Below are 22164 nucleotides of genomic sequence, written 5' to 3'. Positions count from 1 at the left end.
TCGAGAAGGTGGTACGTCCCCAGACTACGGCCCGCGGACCCGCGGCCCGCCGCGCCCCGCTCCCCCGGCGGCCCGTCCCGGCCGCCGGGGTCTCCGCCGCCGCCCGTCCCGGCCGCCTGCTGTCTCCCCCGCCGCCCGTCTCAGCCGCCCAGGGTCTCCCCGGCGGCGATCCGCACGCCGCGGGCCCAGTCGGCGGCGCGCATGGGCTTCTTGCCCTGGGGCCGGAGCCACACCAGCTCCACGGCGTGCGAGCCGGTGCCGACGTGGACGTTGTTCTTGGCCGCCGCGATCTCGCCGGGCGCCAGGTCGGTGCGGTCGGGGACGGGGGTGACCTGGGTGAGCTTCAGGCGCTCGCCGCGGAAGGTGGTCCAGGCGCCGGGGGCGGGGTTGCAGCCGCGCACCACCCGGTCCACCCGCAGGGCGGGCGCGGCCCAGTCGACGCGTGCGTCGTCCACGGTGATCTTCGGTGCGAGGCTGACGCCGTCGGCGGGCTGCGGCACGGGCTCGAGGGCGCCGTCCTCGATGCCGTCCATGGTGGCGGCCAGCAGGCCGGCGCCGGCCAGTGACAGGCGGGTGAGCAGGTCGCCCGCGGTGTCGGTGGGACGGACCGGCTCGGTGACGGTGCCGTAGACGGGGCCGGAGTCCAGGCCCTCCTCGATCAGGAAGGTGGACGCGCCGGTCATCTCGTCGCCCGCCATCACGGCGTGCTGCACGGGGGCGGCGCCGCGCCAGGCGGGGAGCAGCGAGAAGTGCAGGTTGACCCAGCCGTGGGCGGGGACGTCGAGGGCGACGCGGGGCAGCAGGGCGCCGTAGGCCACCACCGGGCAGCAGTCGGGGGCGATCTCGCGCAGCCGGGCCAGGAAGGCCTCGTCGCGCGGGGTGGCGGGCCTGAGCACCTCGATGCCCGCCTCCTGGGCCCGCTCGGCCACCGGGCTCGCCACCAGCCGGCGGCCCCGTCCGGAGGGCGCGTCGGGGCGGGTGACGACGGCGGCCACCTCGTGCCGCCCGGAGGCGATCAGTGCGTCCAGGGCGGGGAGGGCGACCTCGGGGGTGCCTGCGAAGACGAGCTTCATGGGTGGGTCAGGGCCTCTCGGGGCGGGGATGCGGGCGGCGCACCAGTCTAGGAGGCCACGGGGCGTCACGGCTCGCCCCCGTGGCGTCCTCGGGCGTCCGTGGGCGTACCGGGGCATCCGGGGCGACGCGGCGGGAGCGGCCGCGCGTGCGCTCGCCCCAGGGCGCGCGGCGGGTGCCGAGCGCCCCCACGACCGTGACCCCCCGGGGGTCGGGCGCGTTGGTCAAAGGAGAGTTGACCACAGCGGGCCGCCTTCGTCGCGGCCGATCCTTTCATCGCCGGTTCGAGAGGCTTGTTCATGGCCGACCACGCAACCCACGACGCCCAGGCTCGGGCCAGCCTGCACCTGCTGGTACGGGACATCGAGCGGGTCCGCCGGCAGGTGGACGCGTTGCGCACGCTCACCGCCCAGCTCGGGAACGTCTACCGCCCGCGCCGTACGGGTTCCTCCGCCGGCTTCGTCGTCTACGGGCGGGCGCCGGCGCCGACGGTCCGTCTCGCGCAGGAGCTGCGCGACAGTGTCGAGACGCTGGTCACGGCGGCGGTCGACTTCGACCGGTCGCTGGGGTTCTCGTGGGACGCGGTGGGGTCCGCGCTGGGGGTCACCAAGCAGGCGGTGCACCGGCGGTACGGGGCGCGCAGGGCGGCGCAGCAGGCGGCCGCCGAGGCCGAGCGGCAGTCCCGGCAGCAGCCGCCCGCCGCCCCGGGGGACCTCCCCACGGTCCCCGCGGCCCGCCAGCCCCTCCCCGACCGCCCCACGCCCTTCCCCTCCCCCCGCAACGGCACCTGAGGGCCTCCCGCTGCGGGCGGCTGTGCCTGCCCGTCCCTGCGGGCGGCCGGGCAGCCCAGGGGCGACGGCGGCCGCGGGGGCGTGCCGCCTCGGCGGCGGTCCCACAGAGGCGTGCGGCCTCGGCGGCGTGCGGCGGAGGTCCCGCGGAGGGCACGGCGACACCCCTGGGTACGGGTCAGCCGATGTCCGGGGGGTCGATGCGCAGGCGGACGGGGGTGGCGCCGCCGCGGGCCATGCGGGCGGCCTGCGCGGACTTGAGGGCGGCGGCCAGCGCGGCCCCCCGCCCGGGCGGGACCCGCACGAGGGCCCGCTCCCAGATCTCTCCCGGCGGCGGCGCTCCCCGGCGGGCCGCCCCAGCCCGCCCCGCGGGCGTCACCGGCAGCGGCACGGGACCCAGCACCTCCGCCTCCGCCGGCAGCTCCGCGGCCGAGAGGAACTCCGCCACCGCCTCCGGCGGCCCGGACACCGCGGCCATCCGCGACACCGGCGGGAACCCGAGCTCCGCCCGCTCCGACAGCTCCCGCAGCGCGTGCCCCACGGGATCCCACCGCACCAGTGCCTGCACCGGCCGCAGCGTCGGCTCGGCGACGACGACGACCGTCCCCCCGGCCTCCTGCCCCCGCACCAGCGCGGCCGCCGCGATCCACCGCCGCAGCGCCTGCTCGTCGGAGCGCAGGTCCTGCCGCCCCAGCATCGCCCAGCCGTCGAGCAGCAGCGCGGCCGCGTAGCCGCCCTCGGCGACCGGTTCGGCCCCGGGCGTGGAGACCACCAGGGCCGGACTCCCCGGCACCGTGTCCAGCACCTGCTCCCGTCCCGAGGTGCGCACCGGCACCGAGGGAAAGGCCCGTCCCAGTTCCTCGGCGGTCCGCCGCGCCCCGACCACGCTGGCCCGCAGCCGCAGCGCCCCGCACTCCGGGCAGTGCCACTCGGGCTCGGCCCGCCCGCACCAGGCACACGCCAGGCGTGTCTCGTCCTGACCTTCCAGTGGTCCCGCGCAGTGCCGGCAGCGGGCGGGCGTCCGGCAGTTCGCGCAGGCCAGCCGGGGCACGTAGCCGCGCCGCGGCACCTGCACCAGCACCGGCCCGCTGCGCAGGCCCTCGCGGGCGACCTGCCAGGCCAGGGTGGGCAGCCGGGCGCTGCGCGCCGCCTCGTCCCGGGCGAGATCGTGGTCGCCGACGGTCCGCACCAGCGGTGCGGCGGCCCGCACCAGCGCCCGCCCGGCGACCAGCGGCCGCGCCCAGCCGCTCTCCACCAGCTGCGCGGCCTCCACCGTGGTGCTCCACGCCCCCAGCAGGAACCCGCAGTGGGCGTGGGCGGCCCGCAGTTCGAGCACCTCCCGGGCGTGCGGCTGGGGGGCGTGCGGCTCGCTGTGGCTGTCGTCGCCGTCGTCCCAGACCACCACCAGGCCGAGGTCGCGGACCGGCGCGAACATGGCGGCGCGGGTGCCGACGACCGCGCGCACCGAGCCGCGCCGCACCGCCAGCCACTGGCGGTAGCGCTTCTCGGGGCCGGCGTCGGCGGTCAGCAGGACGTGGCGGCCCTCGCCCAGCACGGTGGTGAGCGCGGCGTCGACCCGGGCGGCGACGCGCCCGTCGGGGACGACGACCAGCGCGCCGCGCCCGGAGGCCAGCGCGGCGGCCACCGCGCGGGCGATCTCCTCGCTCCAGCCGGGGCCCGGCAGCGCGTTCCACACCGCCCGCGGGGAGCCGCCGAGGGCCAGGCTCTCCAGGAACGCGGGGCCCTGCTCGTAGCGGCTCCAGGAGCCGGGGGCGGGCGCGGCGGGCGGCGGCAGCGGATCGGGCGAGGGGGCGCGCTCGGCGGTGGCGTTGCGCGGCGGGACGGCGAGCTGCAGCACGTCGGCGAGGCTGCCGGCGTAGCGGTCGGCGACGGCCCGGCAGAGCGCCAGCAGGTCGGGGCCGAGCACCGGCTCCGGCGAGACGACCTGGGCGAGGGCGGCGAGCGGGCCGCTGTAGTCGGACTCGGCGAGCCGCTCGACGATGAAGCCGTCCACCAGCCCGCCGCCCTCGCGGCGCCCGCCGCGCACGCGGCCCCGGCCCGCGCCGAAGCGGACCCGCACCCGGACCCCGGGACGGGCGTCGGCGTCCAGGTCGGCGGGGACGGCGTAGTCGAAGTAGCGGTCGAGGTGCAGGACGCCCTTGTCGACGAGGACGCGCGCCACGGGGAGGTGCTCGGCGACGGGCGCGCCGCGCCATGTCCTCGGCTTGGCCTTGGGCGCCTTCTCCTTGCCCTCGCGGACGCCCGCCCGGATGAGCGCGAGCTGCTCGGGCGGCGCGCCGTTCGCGCCGCCCTCCCGGGGAGTCTCTTCGCTGCTCACGCCGTCATTGTTCCACCGGCCTCGGACACCGTGCGGTGCCCGGCCGCCCGCCCGCCGGCCAGCCGGCCGGCCGCGCCGGTGCCCTGGCCCTGTGGACGCGCGGGACGGCCGAGGCCCGGCCGCTCCCCGAAGGGGCGGCCGGGCCTCGGCACGGACAGCGGGGGCGGACTCAGGCGCCCGCGGCCTTCTTGAGCTCCTCGACGCGGTCCGTGCGCTCCCAGGTGAAGTCGGGCAGCTCACGGCCGAAGTGGCCGTACGCGGCCGTCTGGGCGTAGATCGGCCGCAGCAGGTCGAGGTCGCGGATGATCGCGGCCGGCCGCAGGTCGAAGACCTCGGTGATGGCGGCCTGGATCTTCTCCACGTCGACCTTCTCGGTGCCGAAGGTCTCGACGAACAGACCCACCGGCTCGGCCTTGCCGATCGCGTAGGCGACCTGGACCTCGCAGCGCGCGGCGAGCCCGGCGGCGACGACGTTCTTGGCCACCCAGCGCATCGCGTACGCGGCGGAGCGGTCGACCTTGGAGGGGTCCTTGCCCGAGAAGGCGCCGCCGCCGTGGCGGGCCATGCCGCCGTAGGTGTCGATGATGATCTTGCGGCCGGTGAGGCCGGCGTCACCCATCGGGCCGCCGATCTCGAAGCGGCCGGTCGGGTTGACCAGCAGGCGGTAGCCCTCGGTCTCCAGCTTGATGCCGTCGTCGGAGAGCGCCTGCAGCTCCGGCTCCACCACGTACTCGCGGATGTCCGGGGTGAGCAGCGAGTCGAGGTCGATGTCCGAGGCGTGCTGCGAGGAGACGACCACGGTGTCCAGGCGGACCGCCTTGTCGCCGTCGTACTCGATGGTGACCTGGGTCTTGCCGTCGGGGCGCAGGTAGGGGATGGTCCCGTTCTTGCGCACGTCGGACAGGCGCTTGGAGAGGCGGTGCGCCAGGAAGACCGGCAGCGGCATCAGGGTCGGCGTCTCGTCGGAGGCGTAGCCGAACATCAGGCCCTGGTCGCCGGCGCCCTGCCTGTCGAGCTCGTCGTCGTCACCCTCGACGCGCGCCTCGTAGGCCGCGTCGACGCCCTGGGCGATGTCGGCGGACTGCGAGCCGATGGAGACCGACACGCCGCAGGAGGCCCCGTCGAAGCCCTTCTTGGAGGAGTCGTACCCGATCTCGAGGATCTTGTCGCGCACCAGCTGCGGGATCGGGGCGTAGGCCTTGGTGGTGACCTCGCCGGCGACGTGCACCAGGCCGGTGGTGATCAGCGTCTCGACCGCGACACGGGAGGTCGGGTCCTCGCGCAGGAGCGCGTCGAGAATGGTGTCGCTGATCTGGTCAGCGATCTTGTCGGGGTGACCTTCGGTCACGGACTCCGAGGTGAACAGGCGACGGGACACAACGCTCCCTGGGTTTGCAGCGGCTGCTGGCTGAATCTTGGGCGACGACGCGGGGCTGCGCCCGGACGTCCGGCACAGTCTAGTAGGTGTTGCCCGTTTGGCGGGCCATCGATCTCACCCTACGGGCGGAAGGGGCCAGGACGGACCGCAACATCCGGCACATCACGCCCCGCGCGCGCCCGGGTGCGGATCACGGTGCGAGACGTCCGGCGACCAGGTCCCAGACGGTGTCGGCCAGGTCCTCCTTGGGGCCGCGCGGCACCGGCGTCTCGCTGCCGTCGGCGCCGAGGACCAGGGCCTCGTTCTCCTCGGACCCGAAGGTCAGGTTCTCCCCGACCTGGTTGACCACCAGGAGGTCGCAGCCCTTGCGCTTCAGCTTGGCCCGGCCGTTGGCGACCACGTCGTGGGTCTCGGCGGCGAAGCCGACCACGACCTGGCCGGGGCGGGCACGCCCGGCGGAGATCTCCGCAAGCACGTCGGGGTTGCGCACCAGGGCGACCGGCTCGGGCTCCTGGCCGTCCTTCTTCTTGATCTTCCCCTCGGCGTACACGGCCGGGCGGAAGTCGGCGACGGCGGCGGACATGACCACGGCGTCGGCGTCCCGGGCGGCCGCCACCACGGCCTCGCGCAGCTCCACGGCGGTGCCCACGCGGACCACGTCCACGCCCGCCGGGTCGGGCAGGGCCGCGTTGGCGGAGACCAGGGTGACCCGGGCGCCGCGGGCGGCGGCGGTGCGGGCCAGGGCGTAGCCCTGCTTGCCGGAGGACCGGTTGCCGAGGAAGCGGACCGGGTCCAGCGGCTCGCGGGTGCCGCCCGCGCTGATCACCACGTGGCGTCCGGCCAGGTCGGCCGGAGCCGGTCCGCGGGTGAGCACGCGGCGGCAGAGCTCGTAGATCTCGACCGGGTCGGGGAAGCGGCCCTTGCCGGTGTCGACGCCGGTCAGGCGGCCCACGGCCGGCTCGACCACCACGGCGCCGCGGCGGCGCAGGGTGGCCACGTTCTCCTGGGTGGCCGGGTGCTCCCACATCTCGGTGTGCATGGCGGGGGCGAAGACCACCGGGCAGCGGGCGGTGAGGAGGGTGTTGGTGAGCAGGTCGTCGGCGAGGCCGTGGGCCGCCTTGGCCAGCATGTCGGCGGTGGCGGGGGCCACCACGACCAGGTCGGCGGCCTGCCCGATGCGCACGTGCGGCACCTCGTGGACGGACTCCCACACCTCGGCGGAGACCGGGTTGCCGGAGAGCGCGGACCAGGTGGGCGCGCCGACGAACTGCAGGGCCGAGGCGGTGGGCACCACCCTGACGTCGTGGCCGGACTCGGTGAACCGCCGCAGCAGCTCACACGCCTTGTAGGCGGCGATGCCGCCGCTGACGCCCAGGACGATCCGGGGCCGGCCGTCCGTCTCGTGCACCGTCGTGTCCACCGTGTCTCTCCCCTGAAGTGCCTACCTGTGCCGGTTCCGAGCCTACGCAGGGCCGGCGGTCGCCTCGGGAGGCGGCCCGGGCAGACCACAGGCCCGGCAGCTCGCTGCCGGGCCTGTGGCCGATGAAAACACGTGGCTCCGCGGGAGCCGGCGAGTCAGCGCGTCGGGTCCGTCGCCGGGCCGTCGACGGCCTCGGAGGTGAGCAGACCGGCGTTGATCTCGCGCAGGGCGATCGAGAGGGGCTTCTCGTGGACGTGGGTGTCGACGAGCGGGCCCACGTACTCGAGGAGGCCCTCACCGAGCTGCGAGTAGTACGCGTTGATCTGGCGGGCACGCTTGGCCGCGTAGATCACCAGGCTGTACTTCGAGTCGGTCGCCTCGAGGAGCTCGTCGATCGGCGGGTTGATGATGCCCTCGGGCGCGGTCATGGAAGAGGACACGCTCTGACCTTCCGATAAGGATGAATGAGATCTGGGAGCTGTCCCGCCCGGATCGCTCCGGCGGGATCGGCGGGCACCGGGCCCGCCCTGCGACGGTCCTCCCGACCGCCGGACAGGTCCGTGACCTGTCGCTGCCGGCCCGCGCGTGGTGGCATGCGTTTTCGGCCGACACCCCGGAGTATAGCTTCGCGGCCGGACGATCCGCGCAGCGTACCCCGCGACGGCCCCGCGCACGAGGGGCCGCGAGGGTCCGTCAGACGGTGCCCATCAGCGTCAGGAGCTCCCGCGCCACGGCGTCCACGGAGGTGTTGACCAGCGTGACGTCGAACTCCGGCTCGGCGGCCAGTTCCACCTTGGCGGCCTGCAGCCGGCGCTCGATCACCTCGGGCGACTCGGTGCCCCGCCCGGTGAGCCGGCGCACCAGCTCGTCCCAGGACGGCGGCGCGAGGAACACCAGCTGGGCCTGGGGCATGGACTCGCGCACCAGGCGGGCGCCCTGGAGGTCGATCTCCAGGAGCACGGGCTTGCCCGCCTCGAGCCGCTCCATCACGGCGCCCCGCGGGGTGCCGTAGCGGTTTCCCGCGAACTCTGCCCATTCCAGCAGCTCGCCGTTGGCGATCATCTTGTCCATCTCCTCGTCGGTGACGAAGAAGTAGTGGACACCGTCCTGCTCGCCCGGGCGGGGCTTGCGGGTGGTCGCCGAGACGGAGAGCCACACGTCGGGGTGCTCGTTGCGCATATGGGCGACGACCGTGCTCTTGCCGACCCCGGAGGGGCCGGAGAGCACGGTCAGACGCGGACGTACGTCCTGGGGGACGGGGGTGGTCGTCCCCCGGGGTGTTGCAGCCATGCGCCGATTATTCCAGTAATCCCGGGTGGTCCGGGACTCAGGAGGCGCTGCCGCCGAACTCCCGCTCCAGGGAGGCGATCTGGTTGGAGCCAAGGCCACGCACCCGGCGGCTCTCGGAGATCCCGAGTCGCTCCATGATCTGCTTGGCGCGGACCTTGCCGACGCCCGGCAGCGACTCGAGCAGGGCGGAGACCTTCATCTTGCCGATGACGTCGTTCTCCTGGCCCTGCTTGATGACCTCGTGAAGGGAGGCGCCGGAGTGCTTGAGTCGATTCTTGACCTCGGCCCGCTCCCGGCGAGCCGCGGCGGCCTTTTCGAGCGCGGCTGCGCGCTGTTCGGGGGTAAGGGGCGGAAGAGCCACGCCTACGTCACCTCGGATGTCGAACTGTCGGATACGGACCGGTGAGGAACTCGCTTGCCCCACACCCGGTGAGCCACACACCGCAGTTGGCCTGTGGCTCTGGTCGGAGACTAGCGGTCCGGGCAGCGAGAGTCAGCGAGAACGACGGAAAAGTCCTGGTCAGACTCAGGAGCGGCTCGATAGCGGCCGACATTTACGACAAACCGGAGCGGTTTCGCGTGCCGGAGGGCGGAGATACGGATGAAGCGGGTCCGCGACGGGGGGCCTTCCCCGTCGCGGACCCGCTTCACCGGCGCCCGCGCCGTCCTTCGGCGTGCCCTGTCAGCCTTCGGCGGCCGTGCGGACCTCGTCGGCGTACCGCTCGGCCGCGTCCCGCAGCGCCGCCGGATCCGGGCCCTCGCCCAGCACCGCGCGGGAGACGTTGGGGACCACGTTGCGCACCGCCGCGCCGAAGACGCGCGGGAGGTCGGCAGGGGTCGCGCCCTGGGCGCCGATCCCCGGGGCCAGCAGCGGCCCGTTGACGTCGAGGTCGTAGGAGGACAGGTCGCCCAGCGTGGCGCCGACCACCGCGCCGAAGGAGCCCAGCGGCTCCTCCCCCGCGTTCTCCGCGGCCAGGTGGGCCAGCATCGTCGCGCCGACCCGGCGGCCGTCCTCGCGCACCGCGTGCTGCACCTCGCCGCCCTCCGGGTTGGAGGTGAGCGCCAGCACGAACAGTCCGGTCCCGCTCTCGCGGGCCAGGTCCACGGCCGGCTTCAGAGAGCCGTAGCCGAGGTACGGGGAGACGGTGAGCGCGTCGGAGAAGAGCGGGGCGTCCTTGCGCAGGAACGACTCCGCGTAGGCGGCCATGGTGGAGCCGATGTCACCGCGCTTGGCGTCCATCACGACCAGGGCGCCGGCCGCCCGGGCCTCCTCCACGGACCTCTCCAGCACCGCGAGGCCGCGGGAGCCGAAGCGTTCGAAGAAGGCGATCTGCGGCTTGAGCACGGCGACCCGGTCGGCGAGCGCCTCGACCACGGTGCGGCTGAAGCGCTCCAGCCCGGCGACGTCGTCGGCCAGGCCCCAGGAGCCGAGCAGGGAGGCGTGCGGGTCGATGCCGACGCACAGCGGCCCGCGCTCGTCCATCGCGCGGCGCAGACGTGCGCCGAAGGGTTCGAGGTGGCTCATGCGGCGTTCCCCTTCCGTGCGTTCCTCGCGTCCTTGCGGACGTCGGCGCCGACCGCGTCGGCGAGGGTGGCGTAGGGGCTCTGGCGCAGGCGCTGGGCCAGGCCCTTGTGGATCGCGCGGGCCCACAGGGGGCCCTCGTAGATGAAGGCGCTGTAGCCCTGCACCAGGGTGGCGCCGGCCAGGATGCGCTGCCAGGCGTCCTCGGCGGTCTCGACGCCGCCGACGCCGACCAGGGTGATCCGGTCGCCGACGCGGGCGTAGAGGCGGCGCAGCACCTCGAGCGAGCGCGCCTTGAGCGGGGCGCCGGACAGGCCGCCGGCCTCCTGCACCTGGGCGGGCGAGGAACGCAGGCCGAGTCCGGCGCGGGCGATGGTGGTGTTGGTGGCGATGATCCCGTCCAGGCCCAGTTCGACGGCCAGGTCGGCGACGGCGTCCACGTCCTCGTCGGCGAGGTCGGGGGCGATCTTCACCAGCAGCGGCACGCGGCGGCCGGTCACCGCGCGGTCGGCGGCCTCCCGGACGGCGGTCAGCAGCGGGCGCAGCGCCTCGGTGGCCTGGAGGTTGCGCAGGCCCGGGGTGTTGGGCGAGGAGACGTTGACGACCAGGTAGTCGGCGTGGCGGGCGAGCCGCTCGGCGGACTTCACGTAGTCGGCGGCGGCCTCCTCCTCGGGGACCACCTTGGTCTTGCCGATGTTGACGCCGACGACCGGCGTGAAGACGGGCCTGCGGGCGGCCAGGCGGGCGGCGACGGCGGCGGAGCCGTCGTTGTTGAAGCCCATCCGGTTGATCAGCGCGCGGTCCGCCACCAGGCGGAAGAGGCGCTTGCGCGGGTTGCCGGGCTGCGCCTCGCCGGTGACGGTGCCGATCTCGACGTGGTCGAAGCCGAGCATGGCCATGCCGTCGATGGCGACGGCGTTCTTGTCGAAGCCGGCGGCCAGGCCGAACGGGCCGTGCATCCGCAGGCCGAGGGCCTCGGTGCGCAGCTCGGTGTGACGCGGGGCGAGCCAGGCGGCGAGGAAGGTGCGCAGCACGGGGATCCGGGCGGCGACGCGGATCCAGCGGAAGGCGAGGTGGTGGGCGGCCTCGGGGTCCATGCGGCGGAACACGAGGCGGAAGAACAGCTTGTACATGAAAAGGGCTCCTCATGAGGAGGGGGACACCTTCCGGTGTCCCCCTCGTCGGTCACTGTCCGCGCGACGCGGTCAGTTGTTCCGCGTGTTCCTGCAGGGAGCGGACCGAGACGTCGCCCTGGGTGAGGGCGTCGATGCCCTGCACCGCGGCGGCGAGCGCCTGGACGGTGGTGAGGCAGGGGACGCCCCGGGCCACGGAGGCGGTGCGGATGTCGTAGCCGTCCAGGCGGCCGCCGGTGCCGAAGGGCGTGTTGACGATGAGGTCGACCTGTCCGTCGTGGATCAGCTGGACGATCGTCTTCTCGCCGTTCGGGCCCTCGCCCTCGGACTGCTTGCGCACCACGGTGGCGGGGATGCCGTTGCGGCGCAACACCTCGGCGGTACCGGAGGTGGCGAGCAGTTCGAAGCCGTGCTGGACGAGCTCCCGCGCGGGGAAGATCATCGAGCGCTTGTCGCGGTTGGCGACCGAGATGAAGGCACGGCCCTTGGTGGGCAGCGGGCCGTAGGCGCCGGCCTGCGACTTGGCGTAGGCGGTGCCGAAGACCGAGTCGATGCCCATGACCTCGCCGGTGGAGCGCATCTCCGGGCCGAGGACGGTGTCCACGCCGCGGCCGTGCACGTCGCGGAAGCGCGACCACGGCATCACGGCCTCCTTGACGGAGATCGGCGCGTCCAGCGGCAGGTCGCCGCCGTCGCCGTTCGCCGGCAGCATGCCCTCGGCGCGCAGCTCGGCGATGGTGGCGCCGAGCGAGATGCGGGCGGCGGCCTTGGCCAGCGGCACCGCGGTGGCCTTCGAGGTGAAGGGCACGGTGCGCGAGGCGCGCGGGTTGGCCTCGAGGACGTAGAGGATGTCGCCGGCGAGGGCGAACTGGATGTTGATCAGGCCGCGGACGCCGACGCCCTTGGCGATGGCCTCGGTGGAGGCGCGCAGCCGCTTGATGTCGTAGCCGCCGAGGGTGATCGGGGGCAGGGCGCACGCCGAGTCGCCGGAGTGGATGCCGGCCTCCTCGATGTGCTCCATGACGCCGCCGAGGTAGAGCTCGGTGCCGTCGTAGAGGGCGTCGACGTCGATCTCCACCGCGTCGTCGAGGAAGCGGTCGACCAGGACCGGGCGGTCCGGGGAGATCTCGGTGGACTCGGCGATGTAGGCCTCGAGGCGGGACTCCTCGTAGACGATCTCCATGCCGCGGCCGCCGAGCACGTAGGACGGGCGGACCAGGACCGGGTAGCCGATCTCGTCGGCGATCCTCTTGGCCTCGGCGAAGGTGGTGGCGGTGCCGTGCTTGGGGGCGGGCAGGCCGGCCTCGGCGAGGACGCGGCCGAAGGCGCCGCGGTCCTCGGCGGCGTGGATCGCCTCCGGGGAGGTGCCGACGACGGGCACGCCGTTGTCCTTGAGCGCCTGGGACAGGCCCAGCGGGGTCTGGCCGCCGAGCTGGACGACGACGCCGGCGACCGGGCCCGCCTGCTGCTCGGCGTGGACGATCTCCAGGACGTCCTCCAGGGTGAGCGGCTCGAAGTACAGCCGGTCGGAGGTGTCGTAGTCGGTGGAGACGGTCTCGGGGTTGCAGTTGACCATCACGGTCTCGTAGCCGGCGTCGCTGAGCGCGAAGGAGGCGTGGACGCAGGAGTAGTCGAACTCGATGCCCTGGCCGATGCGGTTGGGGCCGGAACCCAGGATGATCACCGCGGCGCGCTCGCGCGGGGCGACCTCGCTCTCCTCGTCGTAGGAGGAGTAGAAGTACGGGGTCTTCGCGGCGAACTCGGCGGCGCAGGTGTCGACGGTCTTGTAGACCGGGCGGACGCCGAGGGCGTGGCGGACCTGGCGCACGACGTCCTCGCGCAGGCCGCGGATCTCGCCGATCTGCTGGTCGGAGAAGCCGTGGCGCTTGGCGTGGGCGAGCAGGTCGGGGGTGAGCTCGGTGGCGGCGGCCAGCTCGTCGGCGATCTCCTTGATCAGGAAGAGCTGGTCGACGAACCAGGGGTCGATCTTCGTGGACTCGAAGACCTCCTCCTGGGTGGCGCCGGCCCGGATGGCCTGCATCACGGTGTTGATGCGGCCGTCGGTGGGCCTCACGGCCTCGCGCAGCAGCTCGTCCTTGTCGCCGGGCTCGCCGGTGAAGGTGAACTGGCTGCCCTTCTTCTCCAGGGAGCGCAGGGCCTTCTGGAGGGCCTCGGTGAAGTTGCGGCCCATGGCCATGGCCTCGCCCACCGACTTCATGGTGGTGGTGAGGGTGGAGTCGGCGGAGGGGAACTTCTCGAAGGCGAAGCGGGGCGCCTTGACCACGACGTAGTCGAGCGTCGGCTCGAAGGAGGCCGGGGTCTGCTCGGTGATGTCGTTGGGGATCTCGTCCAGCGTGTAGCCGACGGCCAGCTTGGCCGCGATCTTGGCGATCGGGAAGCCGGTGGCCTTGGAGGCGAGCGCGGAGGAGCGGGAGACGCGCGGGTTCATCTCGATGACGATGACCCGGCCGTCGACGGGGTTGACCGCGAACTGGATGTTGCAGCCGCCGGTGTCGACGCCGACCTCGCGGATGACGGCGATGCCGATGTCGCGCAGCACCTGGTACTCGCGGTCGGTGAGGGTCATCGCCGGGGCGACGGTGATGGAGTCGCCGGTGTGGACGCCCATCGGGTCGAAGTTCTCGATGGAGCAGACGACCACGACGTTGTCGTGCTTGTCGCGCATGAGCTCCAGCTCGTACTCCTTCCAGCCGAGGATGGACTCCTCCAGGAGCACCTCGGTGGTCGGGGAGAGCGTGAGGCCCTGGCCGGCGATGCGGCGCAGCTCCTCCTCGTCGTGGGCGAAGCCGGAGCCGGCGCCGCCCATGGTGAAGGAGGGTCGGACGACGACGGGGTAGCCGCCGAGCGTGTCGACGCCGGCGAGGACGTCGTCCATGGAGTGGCAGATGACCGAGCGGGCGGACTCGCCGTGGCCGATCTTCTTGCGGACCTCCTCGACGACCACCTTGAACTGCTCGCGGTCCTCGCCCTTGTGGATGGCCTCCACGTTGGCGCCGATCAGCTCGACGCCGTACTTGGCGAGCGTGCCGTTCTCGTGGAGGGAGATCGCGGTGTTGAGCGCGGTCTGGCCGCCGAGGGTGGGCAGGAGGGCGTCGGGGCGCTCCTTGGCGATGATCTTCTCGACGAACTCGGGGGTGATCGGCTCGACGTAGGTGGCGTCGGCGATCTCCGGGTCGGTCATGATCGTCGCCGGGTTGGAGTTCACCAGGACGACGCGCAGGCCCTCGGCCTTGAGGACGCGGCATGCCTGGGTGCCTGAGTAGTCGAACTCCGCGGCCTGGCCGATGACGATCGGGCCGGAGCCGATGACCAGGACGGACTGGATATCGGTGCGCTTAGGCACGCTGGCCCTCCATGAGCACGTTGTTCATCAAAGACGTGAAGCGGTCGAACAGGTAGGCGGCGTCGTGGGGACCCGCGGCCGCTTCGGGGTGGTACTGGACGCTGAACGCGGGCCGGTCGAGCAGTTGCAGGCCTTCGACGACGTCGTCGTTGAGGCAGACGTGGGAGACCTGCACGCGGCCGTACGCGGTCTCGGAGATCGTGTCGATGGGGGCGTCGACGGCGAATCCGTGGTTGTGGGCGGTGACCTCGACCTTGCCGGTGGTGCGGTCCTGGACCGGCTGGTTGATGCCGCGGTGGCCGTACTTCAGCTTGTAGGTGCCGAAGCCGAGGGCGCGGCCGAGGATCTGGTTGCCGAAGCAGATGCCGAAGAGCGGGGTGGAGCGCTCGAGGACGCCGCGCATCAGCTCGACGGGGTGCTCGGCCGTCTCCGGGTCGCCGGGGCCGTTGGAGAAGAACACGCCGTCGGGGTTCACGGCGTAGATCTCGTCGAGGGTGGCGGTGGCGGGCAGGACGTGCACCTCGATGCCGCGCTCGGCCATCCGGTAGGGGGTCATGCCCTTTATGCCGAGGTCGATCGCGGCGACCGTGAACTTCTTGTCGCCCTGCGCCCGGACGACGTACGCCTCGGTGGTGGCGACCTCCTCGTAGAGGCTGGCGCCCTTCATCGGGGCCGACTCGCGGACCCGGGCGAGCATGGCCTCCTCGGAGGCGACCGCCTCGCCGGAGAAGACGCCGACGCGCATCGCGCCGCGCTCGCGCAGGTGGCGGGTGAGGGCGCGGGTGTCGATGCCGCTGATGCCGACGACGCCCTGCTCGGCGAGCTCGTCGTCGAGGGTGCGGGTGGAGCGCCAGTTGGAGGGGACCCGTGCGGGGTCGCGGACGACGTAGCCGGACACCCAGATCTTGTGGGACTCGCGGTCCTCCTCGTTCATGCCGGTGTTGCCGACGTGCGGCGCCGTCATGACGACCACCTGGCGGTGGTAGGACGGGTCGGTGAGGGTCTCCTGGTAGCCGGTCATGCCGGTGGAGAACACGGCCTCGCCGAAGGTCTCCCCCACGGCCCCGTAGGCGCGGCCGCGGAAGATCCGGCCGTCCTCCAGGACGAGTACTGCGGGAGACGTGGCTCCCCTGGTGGAGGTCGTCATCGTGCGCCTTCCGTCTGCTGGTGGTGCTGTGCGGTCATGTGGTTGATGGCGGTGACCCAGTCGGCGTGCTCGGCCGACCGGTCGGAGCGGAAGCCGGAGTCGATCAGCCTCTCGCCGAGCTCCCAGGTCACCACCAGCAGGCCGCCCTCGGTGAGGACCTTGCCGGCGATGCCCTTGTCGAGCCGGGCCTCGCGGAGCTTGCCGGCCGGGACGAAGAAGTCGGTGGCGCCGGGGCGGCCGACGACCAGTCCGGCGTCGGTCAGGGTGAGCTCGGCGCGGCTCCGGGTGCCCAGGCCGTGCGCCACGATGCGGTCCAGCCAGCGGCCCGCCTCGGTGGAGCCGTGGTACCGGCCGCTCATGGTCAGCTTGGGCTCGCCCAGCTCCTCGGGCGCCTGCGGGAGCTCGGCCACGTCGCCTTGGAGGGTGCTCCGCCACTTCCAGCCCTCGCGCATCAGCCAGTAGACCAGTGCGACGAAGAGGGCGAGGCCGATGACCCAGGCGATGCGGCCCGGCCAGTTGGTGACCTCGGCCGACTTGCGTTCGGCCTCGGCGGCGAGGGTCAGGAGGAGGGGGGTGGAGGTCGTCACGCGAGCTTCCCGTCGGAGTAGGTGGCCGTGCCCCGCAGCCACGTGTGGGTGACACGGCCCGGCAGCTCACGGCCCTCGTAGGGGGTGTTGCGGCTGCGGGAGGCGAAGCCCGCGGGGTCCACGCCTCCACGGTATGCGGTGTCGACCAGGGTGAGGTTCGCAGGCTCACCGACGGCCACCGGACGGCCGTGGCCCTGGGCCCGGCCGATCCGCGCGGGCGCGGCGGACATCCGGTCGGCGACGCCGGCCCAGTCCAGCAGGCCCGTCTCCACCATGGTCTCCTGCACCACGGACAGGGCCGTCTCCAGGCCGACCATGCCCATGGCGGCGGCGGCCCACTCGCAGTCCTTGTCCTCGTGCGGGTGCGGGGCGTGGTCGGTGGCGACGATGTCGATCGTGCCGTCGGCCAGCGCCTCGCGCAGGGCCATGACGTCGCGCTCGGTGCGCAGCGGCGGGTTGACCTTGTAGACCGGGTTGTAGCTGCGCACCATCTCGTCGGTGAGGAGCAGGTGGTGCGGGGTGACCTCGGCGGTCACGTCGATGCCGCGGGACTTGGCCCAGCGGACGATCTCGACGGAGCCGGCCGTGGACAGGTGGCAGATGTGGACGCGCGAGCCCACGTGCTCGGCGAGCAGGACGTCGCGGGCGATGATCGACTCCTCGGCCACCGCCGGCCAGCCGCCGAGGCCGAGCTCGGCGGAGACCACGCCCTCGTTCATCTGGGCGCCCTCGGTGAGCCGGGGCTCCTGGGCGTGCTGGGCGACGACGCCGCCGAAGGCCTTCACGTACTCCAGGGCGCGGCGCATGATCACGGCGTCGTGGACGCACTTGCCGTCGTCGGAGAAGACGGTCACGCCGGCCGCGGACTCGTGCATCGCGCCGAGCTCGGCGAGCTTCTCGCCCTCCAGGCCGACGGTGACGGCGCCGATGGGCTGCACGTCGCAGTAGCCGTGCTCCTGGCCGAGGCGGTACACCTGCTCGACCACGCCGGCCGTGTCGGCGACGGGGAAGGTGTTGGCCATCGCGTACACCTGCGTGTAACCGCCCTTGGCGGCGGCGCGGGTGCCGGTGAGGACGGTCTCGGAGTCCTCGCGACCGGGCTCGCGCAGGTGGGTGTGGAGGTCGACCAGGCCCGGCAGGAGGACCTTGCCCTCCGCCTCGACGACCGTGTCGACACCCTCGGCGTCCAGGCCGGCGCCGACGGCGGCGATCGTGGAGCCGTCGATCAGGACGTCCTGCGGCTCGCCGCCCAGCACGCGCGCACCGCGGATCAGGGTCTTGCTCATGGGTTCTGCCTTTCCTCGGATGCGGTTCACTGGCCGGGCGTGGGCTCGTTGGCGTTGCCGCCGAGCAGGAGGTAGAGGACCGCCATCCTCGTGAAGACGCCGTTGGCGACCTGCTCGGTGACGGTGCAGCGGTCGGAGTCGGCGACCTCGGCGGTGATCTCCATGCCGCGGACCATCGGTCCGGGGTGCATGACGATCGCGTGGTCGGGCGTCTTCGCCATCCGGTCGGCGTCCAGGCCGTAGCGGCGGGAGTACTCGCGCTCGGTGGGGAAGAAGGCGGCGTTCATCCTCTCCCGCTGGACGCGCAGCATCATCACCGCGTCGGCCTTCGGGAGGGCGGAGTCGAGGTCGTAGGAGATCTCGCAGGGCCAGGTCTCGACGCCGACCGGCAGCAGGGTGGGCGGGGCCACGAGGGTGACGTGCGCTCCGAGGGTGTGCAGCAGGTCGACGTTGGAGCGGGCCACCCGGCTGTGCAGGACGTCGCCGACGATGGTGACGTGCTTGCCGGTGAGGTCCTGCCCGAGACCGGCGTCGGGGCCGACGAGGCGGCGGCGCATGGTGAAGGCGTCCAGCAGGGCCTGGGTGGGGTGCTGGTGGGTGCCGTCCCCGGCGTTGATCACGGGGGCGTCGATCCAGCCGGAGGTCGCCAGGCGGTAGGGGGCGCCCGAGGCGCTGTGGCGGATGACGACCGCGTCCACGCCCATGGCGGCCAGGGTCTGGGCGGTGTCCTTGAGGGACTCGCCCTTGGAGACGCTGGATCCCTTGGCGGCGAAGTTGATGACGTCGGCGGACAGCCGCTTCTCGGCGGCCTCGAAGGAGATCCGGGTGCGGGTGGAGTCCTCGAAGAACAGGTTGCAGACGGTGCGGCCGCGCAGGGCGGGAAGCTTCTTGACCGTGCGGTCTCCGACCCGTGCCATCTCCTCGGCGGTGTCGAGGATGTGGACGGCGTCGTCGCGGGTCAGGTCGGCGGCCGAGATGAGGTGACGCTTCATCGGGCAGGCTCCGTGGGAAGGATCATCTGGGAGATTTCGGGCAGGCGCGGACGCGCCGGCGCACCCCGGGTGGCGGGGTCGCGCCTGCGGGTCTAGTGCCGTTCGCCCTGGGAGGCCGGCTTGGCGCCGAGCAGCACGGTGTCGCGACCGTCCTCCTCGGCGAGCTGGACCTTGACCGTCTCCCGCAGCGACGTGGGGAGGTTCTTGCCGACGTAGTCGGCGCGGATCGGCAGTTCGCGGTGGCCGCGGTCGACGAGGACCGCGAGCTGGACGGCCCGCGGGCGGCCGATGTCGTTCAGCGCGTCGAGCGCGGCGCGCACGGAGCGGCCGGAGAAGAGCACGTCGTCGACGAGCACGACGAGGCGGCCGTCGATCCCGTCACCGGGGATGTCGGTGCGGGCGAGGGCCCTGGGCGGCTGCAGCCGCAGGTCGTCGCGGTACATGGTGATGTCGAGGGAGCCGACGGGGATCTTCCGTCCGGTGATCTCCTCGAGCTTGTCGGCGATCCGGCGGGCGAGGTAGACGCCCCTGGTCGGGATGCCGAGCAGCACGACGTCCTCGGCGCCCTTGGCGCGTTCAACGATCTCGTGCGCGATGCGGGTCATGACCCGCGCGATGTCCTGGGCCTCGAGCACGGCACGTGCGTCGGACCCCTGCGCCGCCGAGGCGGAGCTGTTCGTGTCCATACGAAAAGGACCCCCTTCTCCGCCTCACGGGACGGACCTTAAAGGACGTCGTGGTTACGGCCTCTACCCTAACAGGCGCCCGAAGGCCCCGGCCGTCCCCCCTCCCCCGCCGCGGGCCGCCGCCGAATTCACCCGTGCGGAGCAAGCGAGCGAACCGATCATCGAACCGTCGGTCCGGACCATTCCGCTTGACGGGGCAGAGTAACGCTGCGTAACCTTACAGTGAGTTACCAACCGTGCGGCACGCCGGGAGGGCGCGGCGCGATCATGGCTCCGCCCCGCCACCGACACCCGGTCCGCACGCGCCGCCGACTGTCCGGGAGCTTTATGTCCAGCGAATACGCAAAGCAGCTCGGGGCCAAGCTCCGGGCCATCCGCACCCAGCAGGGTCTGTCCCTCCACGGCGTGGAGGAGAAGTCCCAGGGCCGCTGGAAGGCCGTCGTGGTCGGTTCCTACGAGCGCGGGGACCGCGCCGTGACCGTGCAGCGCCTCGCCGAGCTGGCGGACTTCTACGGTGTCCCCGTGCAGGAGCTGCTCCCCGGCACCACGCCGGGCGGCGCCGCCGAGCCGCCGCCGAAGCTGGTCCTCGACCTCGAGCGCCTGCAGCACGTGCCGGTGGAGAAGGCCGGCCCGCTGCAGCGCTACGCGGCGACGATCCAGTCCCAGCGCGGTGACTACAACGGCAAGGTGCTCTCGATCCGCCAGGACGACCTGCGCACCCTGGCCGTCATCTACGACCAGTCGCCCTCGGTGCTGACCGAGCAGCTGATCAGCTGGGGCGTCCTGGACGCCGACGCCCGCCGTGCGGTCGCCCACGAGGAGAGCTGACCGAACGGGCGTGCAGAAACGAAACCTCAGACCGAAGGGCCCCGGCGTGACGCTGGGGCCCTTCGGTGTTTCCTGCCTGGTGCGGCGGGCGCGGCTCAGGCCTCGTCGCGCCGCAGCGACGGCTTGAGGTCCTTGAACCGGCCGAGCAGCCCGTTGACGAACGCGGGCGAGTCGTCCGTGGAGAACTCCTTGGCCAGCTGCACCGCCTCGTCCAGCACCACGGCGTCGGGCGTCTCGTCCACCCAGATCAGCTCGTAGGCGCCGAGCCGCAGGATGTTGCGGTCGACCACCGGCATCCGGTCCAGCGTCCAGTCCACGGCGTACTGGGCGATCAGCTCGTCGATGCGGCGGACGTGGTCCGCGTACCCCTCGACCAGCTGCATCGTGTACTCGCTGACCGGGGGCTGCCGGGTGTCGTTCCGGGAGTGCCGGACCCAGTCGGCGAGGACGGACAGGACGTCCACGCCGCGCTGGTCCGCCTCGAAGAGGATCTGGAACGCGCGCTTGCGGGCCGTATTGCGGGCAGCCACGGTTAGCTGTTCACCCGGCCGAGGTAGTCGCTGGTGCGGGTGTCGACCTTGATCTTCTCGCCCGTGGTGATGAAGAGCGGGACCTGGATCTGGTGGCCCGTCTCCAGGGTGGCCGGCTTGGTGCCACCGGTGGAGCGGTCGCCCTGGACGCCCGGCTCGGTCTCCTGGATGGTCAGCTCGACGGCGGCCGGCAGCTCGACGAAGAGCACCTCGCCCTCGTGCTGCGCGACGACGGCGGTGAAGCCCTCGACCAGGAAGTTGGCGGCGTCGCCGACAACCTTGCGGTCGATCATCAGCTGGTCGTAGGTGTCCATGTCCATGAAGACGAAGTAGTCGCCGTCCATGTACGAGAACTGCATGTCGCGCTTGTCGACGGTGGCCGTCTCGACCTTGACGCCGGCGTTGAAGGTCTTGTCGACGACCTTGCCGGAGAGCACGTTCTTGAGCTTGGTGCGCACGAAGGCCGGGCCCTTGCCGGGCTTGACGTGCTGGAACTCGACGACGGACCAGAGCTGGCCGCCTTCGAGCTTGAGCACCAGGCCGTTCTTGAGGTCGTTCGTGGAAGCCACGGTTGCGGAATCTCCTGGACTGACGTGGACGACCTGGGGAACGGGCGGGCGCTACGGCTCGGAAGCTACAGCGCGAGCAGCTCCTTGGTCGTGATGGTGAGTAGCTCGGGTCCGCCGTCCGCCTCGGGGCGCACGACGAGCGTGTCATCGATCCGGACCCCGCCCCGACCGGGGAGGTGAACCCCCGGCTCGACGGTGACCGGCACGCAAGCGTCCAGTTTACCCATGGCCGCGGGGGCCAATTGCGGGTCCTCCGCGATTTCCAGCCCGACACCGTGTCCGGTCCGCGCCGGGAGGGCGCTGCCGTACCCGGCGGAGGCGAGGACCTGCCGGGCGGCCCGGTCCACCTCGCGGTGTTCGACGCCCGGGGCCAGGGTCTCCCGGCCCGCGCGCTGGGCGGCGAAGACCACCTCGTACAGCTCGATCTGCCAGTCCGCGGGCGTGGTGCCGATGACGAAGGTCCGCCCGATCTCGCACCGGTAGCCGCGGTAGGCGGCCCCCATGCACACGGAGAGGAAGTCGCCCTCCTCCACCCGCCGGTCGGTGGGCCGGTGTCCGGGCCGCCCGGCGTGCGGGCCGGTGGCCACCGAGGTGGGGAAGGCCGGGCCGTCGGCGCCGTGGTCGACGAGGCGGCGCTCCAGCTCCAGGGCGAGGTGGCGTTCGGTGCGGCCGACCAGGATCGACTCCAGCAACTCGCCCAGCGCCTGGTCGGCGATCTCGGCGCCCGCGCGCAGGCAGGAGATCTCCTCCTCGTCCTTGACCACCCGCATCTGCTCCACGGCGACGCCCAGATCGGTCAGCCGCAGCCGGGAGGCCACCGAGCCGATGGCCCGGTGCCGGGCCACCGTGAGGTGGTGTTCCTCCACGGCGAGCGAGTCGGCGCCCTCCTCGGCCGCCAGCCCGGCGGCGGCCACCGCCGCGTCGCCGCCCTCCGGGGAGAGGCTGCCGCCCAGCGGGCGGATCCGCAGCAGCTCGTCGGGCCGGCCGCCCTCGCGCGCCCCGGACGGCTGCTGCTCCTCGAGCGGGTGCGGGCACAGCAGGACGTCCTCGGCGCCGTCGCGGGGCGCGAGCAGGAGCGCGGCGCCGGGCGGGGCGGCCCCGGCGAGGTAGCGCACGTTGGCGGGGCGGGTGACCAGCGCGGCGGCGCTGCCGGCAGCGTGGCAGCGTTCCCTCAGCCGCGCCCGACGGGCGGCGAACACCTCTGGCATGGCCCGAGCGTATGTTCCGGCGCGTTC

The 22164-nt window shown here is 73.0% G+C and carries 20 protein-coding genes; 2 read left to right on the top strand and 18 right to left on the bottom strand.

Features of this window, described 5'->3' with window-relative positions; translation table 11 throughout:
- Positions 1–140: 140 nt before the first annotated feature.
- Positions 141–1073 (bottom strand): methionyl-tRNA formyltransferase, encoded by a 933-nt coding sequence (fmt, locus tag Sfr03f_RS28475; protein ID WP_108957093.1) that lies wholly within the window; start codon positions 1071–1073, stop codon positions 141–143.
- A 297-nt stretch (positions 1074–1370) separates the two neighbouring features.
- Between fmt and Sfr03f_RS28470 the strand changes: the two genes are divergently transcribed.
- The gene (locus Sfr03f_RS28470) at positions 1371–1862 is read left to right on the top strand and encodes a hypothetical protein (protein WP_108957092.1); all 492 of its coding nucleotides are present in this window, start codon (positions 1371–1373) and stop codon (positions 1860–1862) included.
- 175 nt (positions 1863–2037) lie between these two features.
- Here Sfr03f_RS28470 and Sfr03f_RS28465 read toward each other — a convergent pair whose 3' ends face one another.
- The 14 genes from Sfr03f_RS28465 to pyrR form a co-directional block, all read right to left on the bottom strand.
- Entirely contained in the window at positions 2038–4197 is a 2160-nt protein-coding gene (locus Sfr03f_RS28465) for a primosomal protein N' (RefSeq protein ID WP_108957091.1), read from the bottom strand.
- 169 nt (positions 4198–4366) lie between these two features.
- The gene (gene metK, locus Sfr03f_RS28460; RefSeq protein WP_108957090.1) at positions 4367–5575 is read right to left on the bottom strand and encodes a methionine adenosyltransferase; all 1209 of its coding nucleotides are present in this window, start codon (positions 5573–5575) and stop codon (positions 4367–4369) included.
- Between the two features lie 190 nt (positions 5576–5765).
- A complete protein-coding gene (coaBC, locus tag Sfr03f_RS28455) occupies positions 5766–6995 on the bottom strand; it encodes a bifunctional phosphopantothenoylcysteine decarboxylase/phosphopantothenate--cysteine ligase CoaBC (RefSeq protein ID WP_245967811.1) in 1230 nt (409 codons plus the stop codon).
- 155 nt (positions 6996–7150) lie between these two features.
- Positions 7151–7435, bottom strand: a complete 285-nt coding sequence (gene rpoZ, locus Sfr03f_RS28450; RefSeq protein ID WP_108957089.1) for a DNA-directed RNA polymerase subunit omega — start codon at positions 7433–7435, stop codon at positions 7151–7153.
- 253 nt (positions 7436–7688) lie between these two features.
- Positions 7689–8285, bottom strand: a complete 597-nt coding sequence (gene gmk, locus Sfr03f_RS28445; protein ID WP_108957088.1) for a guanylate kinase — start codon at positions 8283–8285, stop codon at positions 7689–7691.
- Positions 8286–8322: 37 nt separating this feature from the next.
- Entirely contained in the window at positions 8323–8646 is a 324-nt protein-coding gene (locus Sfr03f_RS28440) for an integration host factor (protein WP_108957087.1), read from the bottom strand.
- Between the two features lie 321 nt (positions 8647–8967).
- Positions 8968–9810 (bottom strand): orotidine-5'-phosphate decarboxylase, encoded by an 843-nt coding sequence (gene pyrF, locus Sfr03f_RS28435; protein ID WP_108957086.1) that lies wholly within the window; start codon positions 9808–9810, stop codon positions 8968–8970.
- Complete coding sequence (locus Sfr03f_RS28430; RefSeq protein WP_108957085.1) at positions 9807–10940, bottom strand: quinone-dependent dihydroorotate dehydrogenase; 1134 nt, start codon at positions 10938–10940, stop codon at positions 9807–9809. The genes pyrF and Sfr03f_RS28430 overlap by 4 nt, the downstream gene beginning before the upstream one ends.
- A 52-nt stretch (positions 10941–10992) precedes the next feature.
- Positions 10993–14304, bottom strand: a complete 3312-nt coding sequence (carB, locus tag Sfr03f_RS28425; protein ID WP_108957084.1) for a carbamoyl-phosphate synthase large subunit — start codon at positions 14302–14304, stop codon at positions 10993–10995.
- Entirely contained in the window at positions 14297–15451 is a 1155-nt protein-coding gene (carA, locus tag Sfr03f_RS28420; RefSeq protein ID WP_108957083.1) for a glutamine-hydrolyzing carbamoyl-phosphate synthase small subunit, read from the bottom strand. Before carA ends, carB begins: the two co-directional genes overlap by 8 nt.
- Complete coding sequence (locus Sfr03f_RS28415) at positions 15448–16038, bottom strand: PH-like domain-containing protein (protein WP_108957082.1); 591 nt, start codon at positions 16036–16038, stop codon at positions 15448–15450. The genes carA and Sfr03f_RS28415 overlap by 4 nt, the downstream gene beginning before the upstream one ends.
- On the bottom strand, positions 16035–17324 hold the full coding sequence (locus Sfr03f_RS28410; RefSeq protein WP_108957081.1) for a dihydroorotase: 1290 nt from the start codon (positions 17322–17324) through the stop codon (positions 16035–16037). The genes Sfr03f_RS28415 and Sfr03f_RS28410 overlap by 4 nt, the downstream gene beginning before the upstream one ends.
- 26 nt (positions 17325–17350) lie before the next feature.
- Positions 17351–18316 (bottom strand): aspartate carbamoyltransferase catalytic subunit, encoded by a 966-nt coding sequence (locus Sfr03f_RS28405; RefSeq protein WP_108957080.1) that lies wholly within the window; start codon positions 18314–18316, stop codon positions 17351–17353.
- A gap of 92 nt (positions 18317–18408) precedes the next feature.
- The gene (gene pyrR / locus Sfr03f_RS28400; protein ID WP_108957079.1) at positions 18409–19002 is read right to left on the bottom strand and encodes a bifunctional pyr operon transcriptional regulator/uracil phosphoribosyltransferase PyrR; all 594 of its coding nucleotides are present in this window, start codon (positions 19000–19002) and stop codon (positions 18409–18411) included.
- Between the two features lie 327 nt (positions 19003–19329).
- Between pyrR and bldD the strand changes: the two genes are divergently transcribed.
- Positions 19330–19830, top strand: coding sequence for a transcriptional regulator BldD (gene bldD, locus Sfr03f_RS28395; protein ID WP_108957078.1), 501 nt, complete (start codon positions 19330–19332; stop codon positions 19828–19830).
- Between the two features lie 95 nt (positions 19831–19925).
- On the opposite strand, the gene nusB is transcribed toward bldD, so the two are convergent.
- From nusB to Sfr03f_RS28380, 3 genes are all read right to left on the bottom strand, one after another.
- A complete protein-coding gene (gene nusB, locus Sfr03f_RS28390; RefSeq protein WP_108957077.1) occupies positions 19926–20360 on the bottom strand; it encodes a transcription antitermination factor NusB in 435 nt (144 codons plus the stop codon).
- Positions 20361–20362: 2 nt separating this feature from the next.
- The gene (gene efp / locus Sfr03f_RS28385; protein ID WP_108957076.1) at positions 20363–20929 is read right to left on the bottom strand and encodes an elongation factor P; all 567 of its coding nucleotides are present in this window, start codon (positions 20927–20929) and stop codon (positions 20363–20365) included.
- Between the two features lie 65 nt (positions 20930–20994).
- Positions 20995–22137 carry an aminopeptidase P family protein gene (locus Sfr03f_RS28380; RefSeq protein WP_108957075.1) on the bottom strand — a complete coding sequence of 381 codons (1143 nt, stop codon included), beginning with the start codon at positions 22135–22137 and terminating at the stop codon, positions 20995–20997.
- Between the last annotated feature and the right edge of the window lie 27 nt (positions 22138–22164).

The sequence above is a fragment of the Streptomyces fragilis genome (assembly GCF_003112515.1).
Classification (GTDB): Bacteria; Actinomycetota; Actinomycetes; order Streptomycetales; family Streptomycetaceae; genus Streptomyces; species Streptomyces fragilis.
This window is presented reverse-complemented; position numbering and strand designations above follow the sequence as displayed.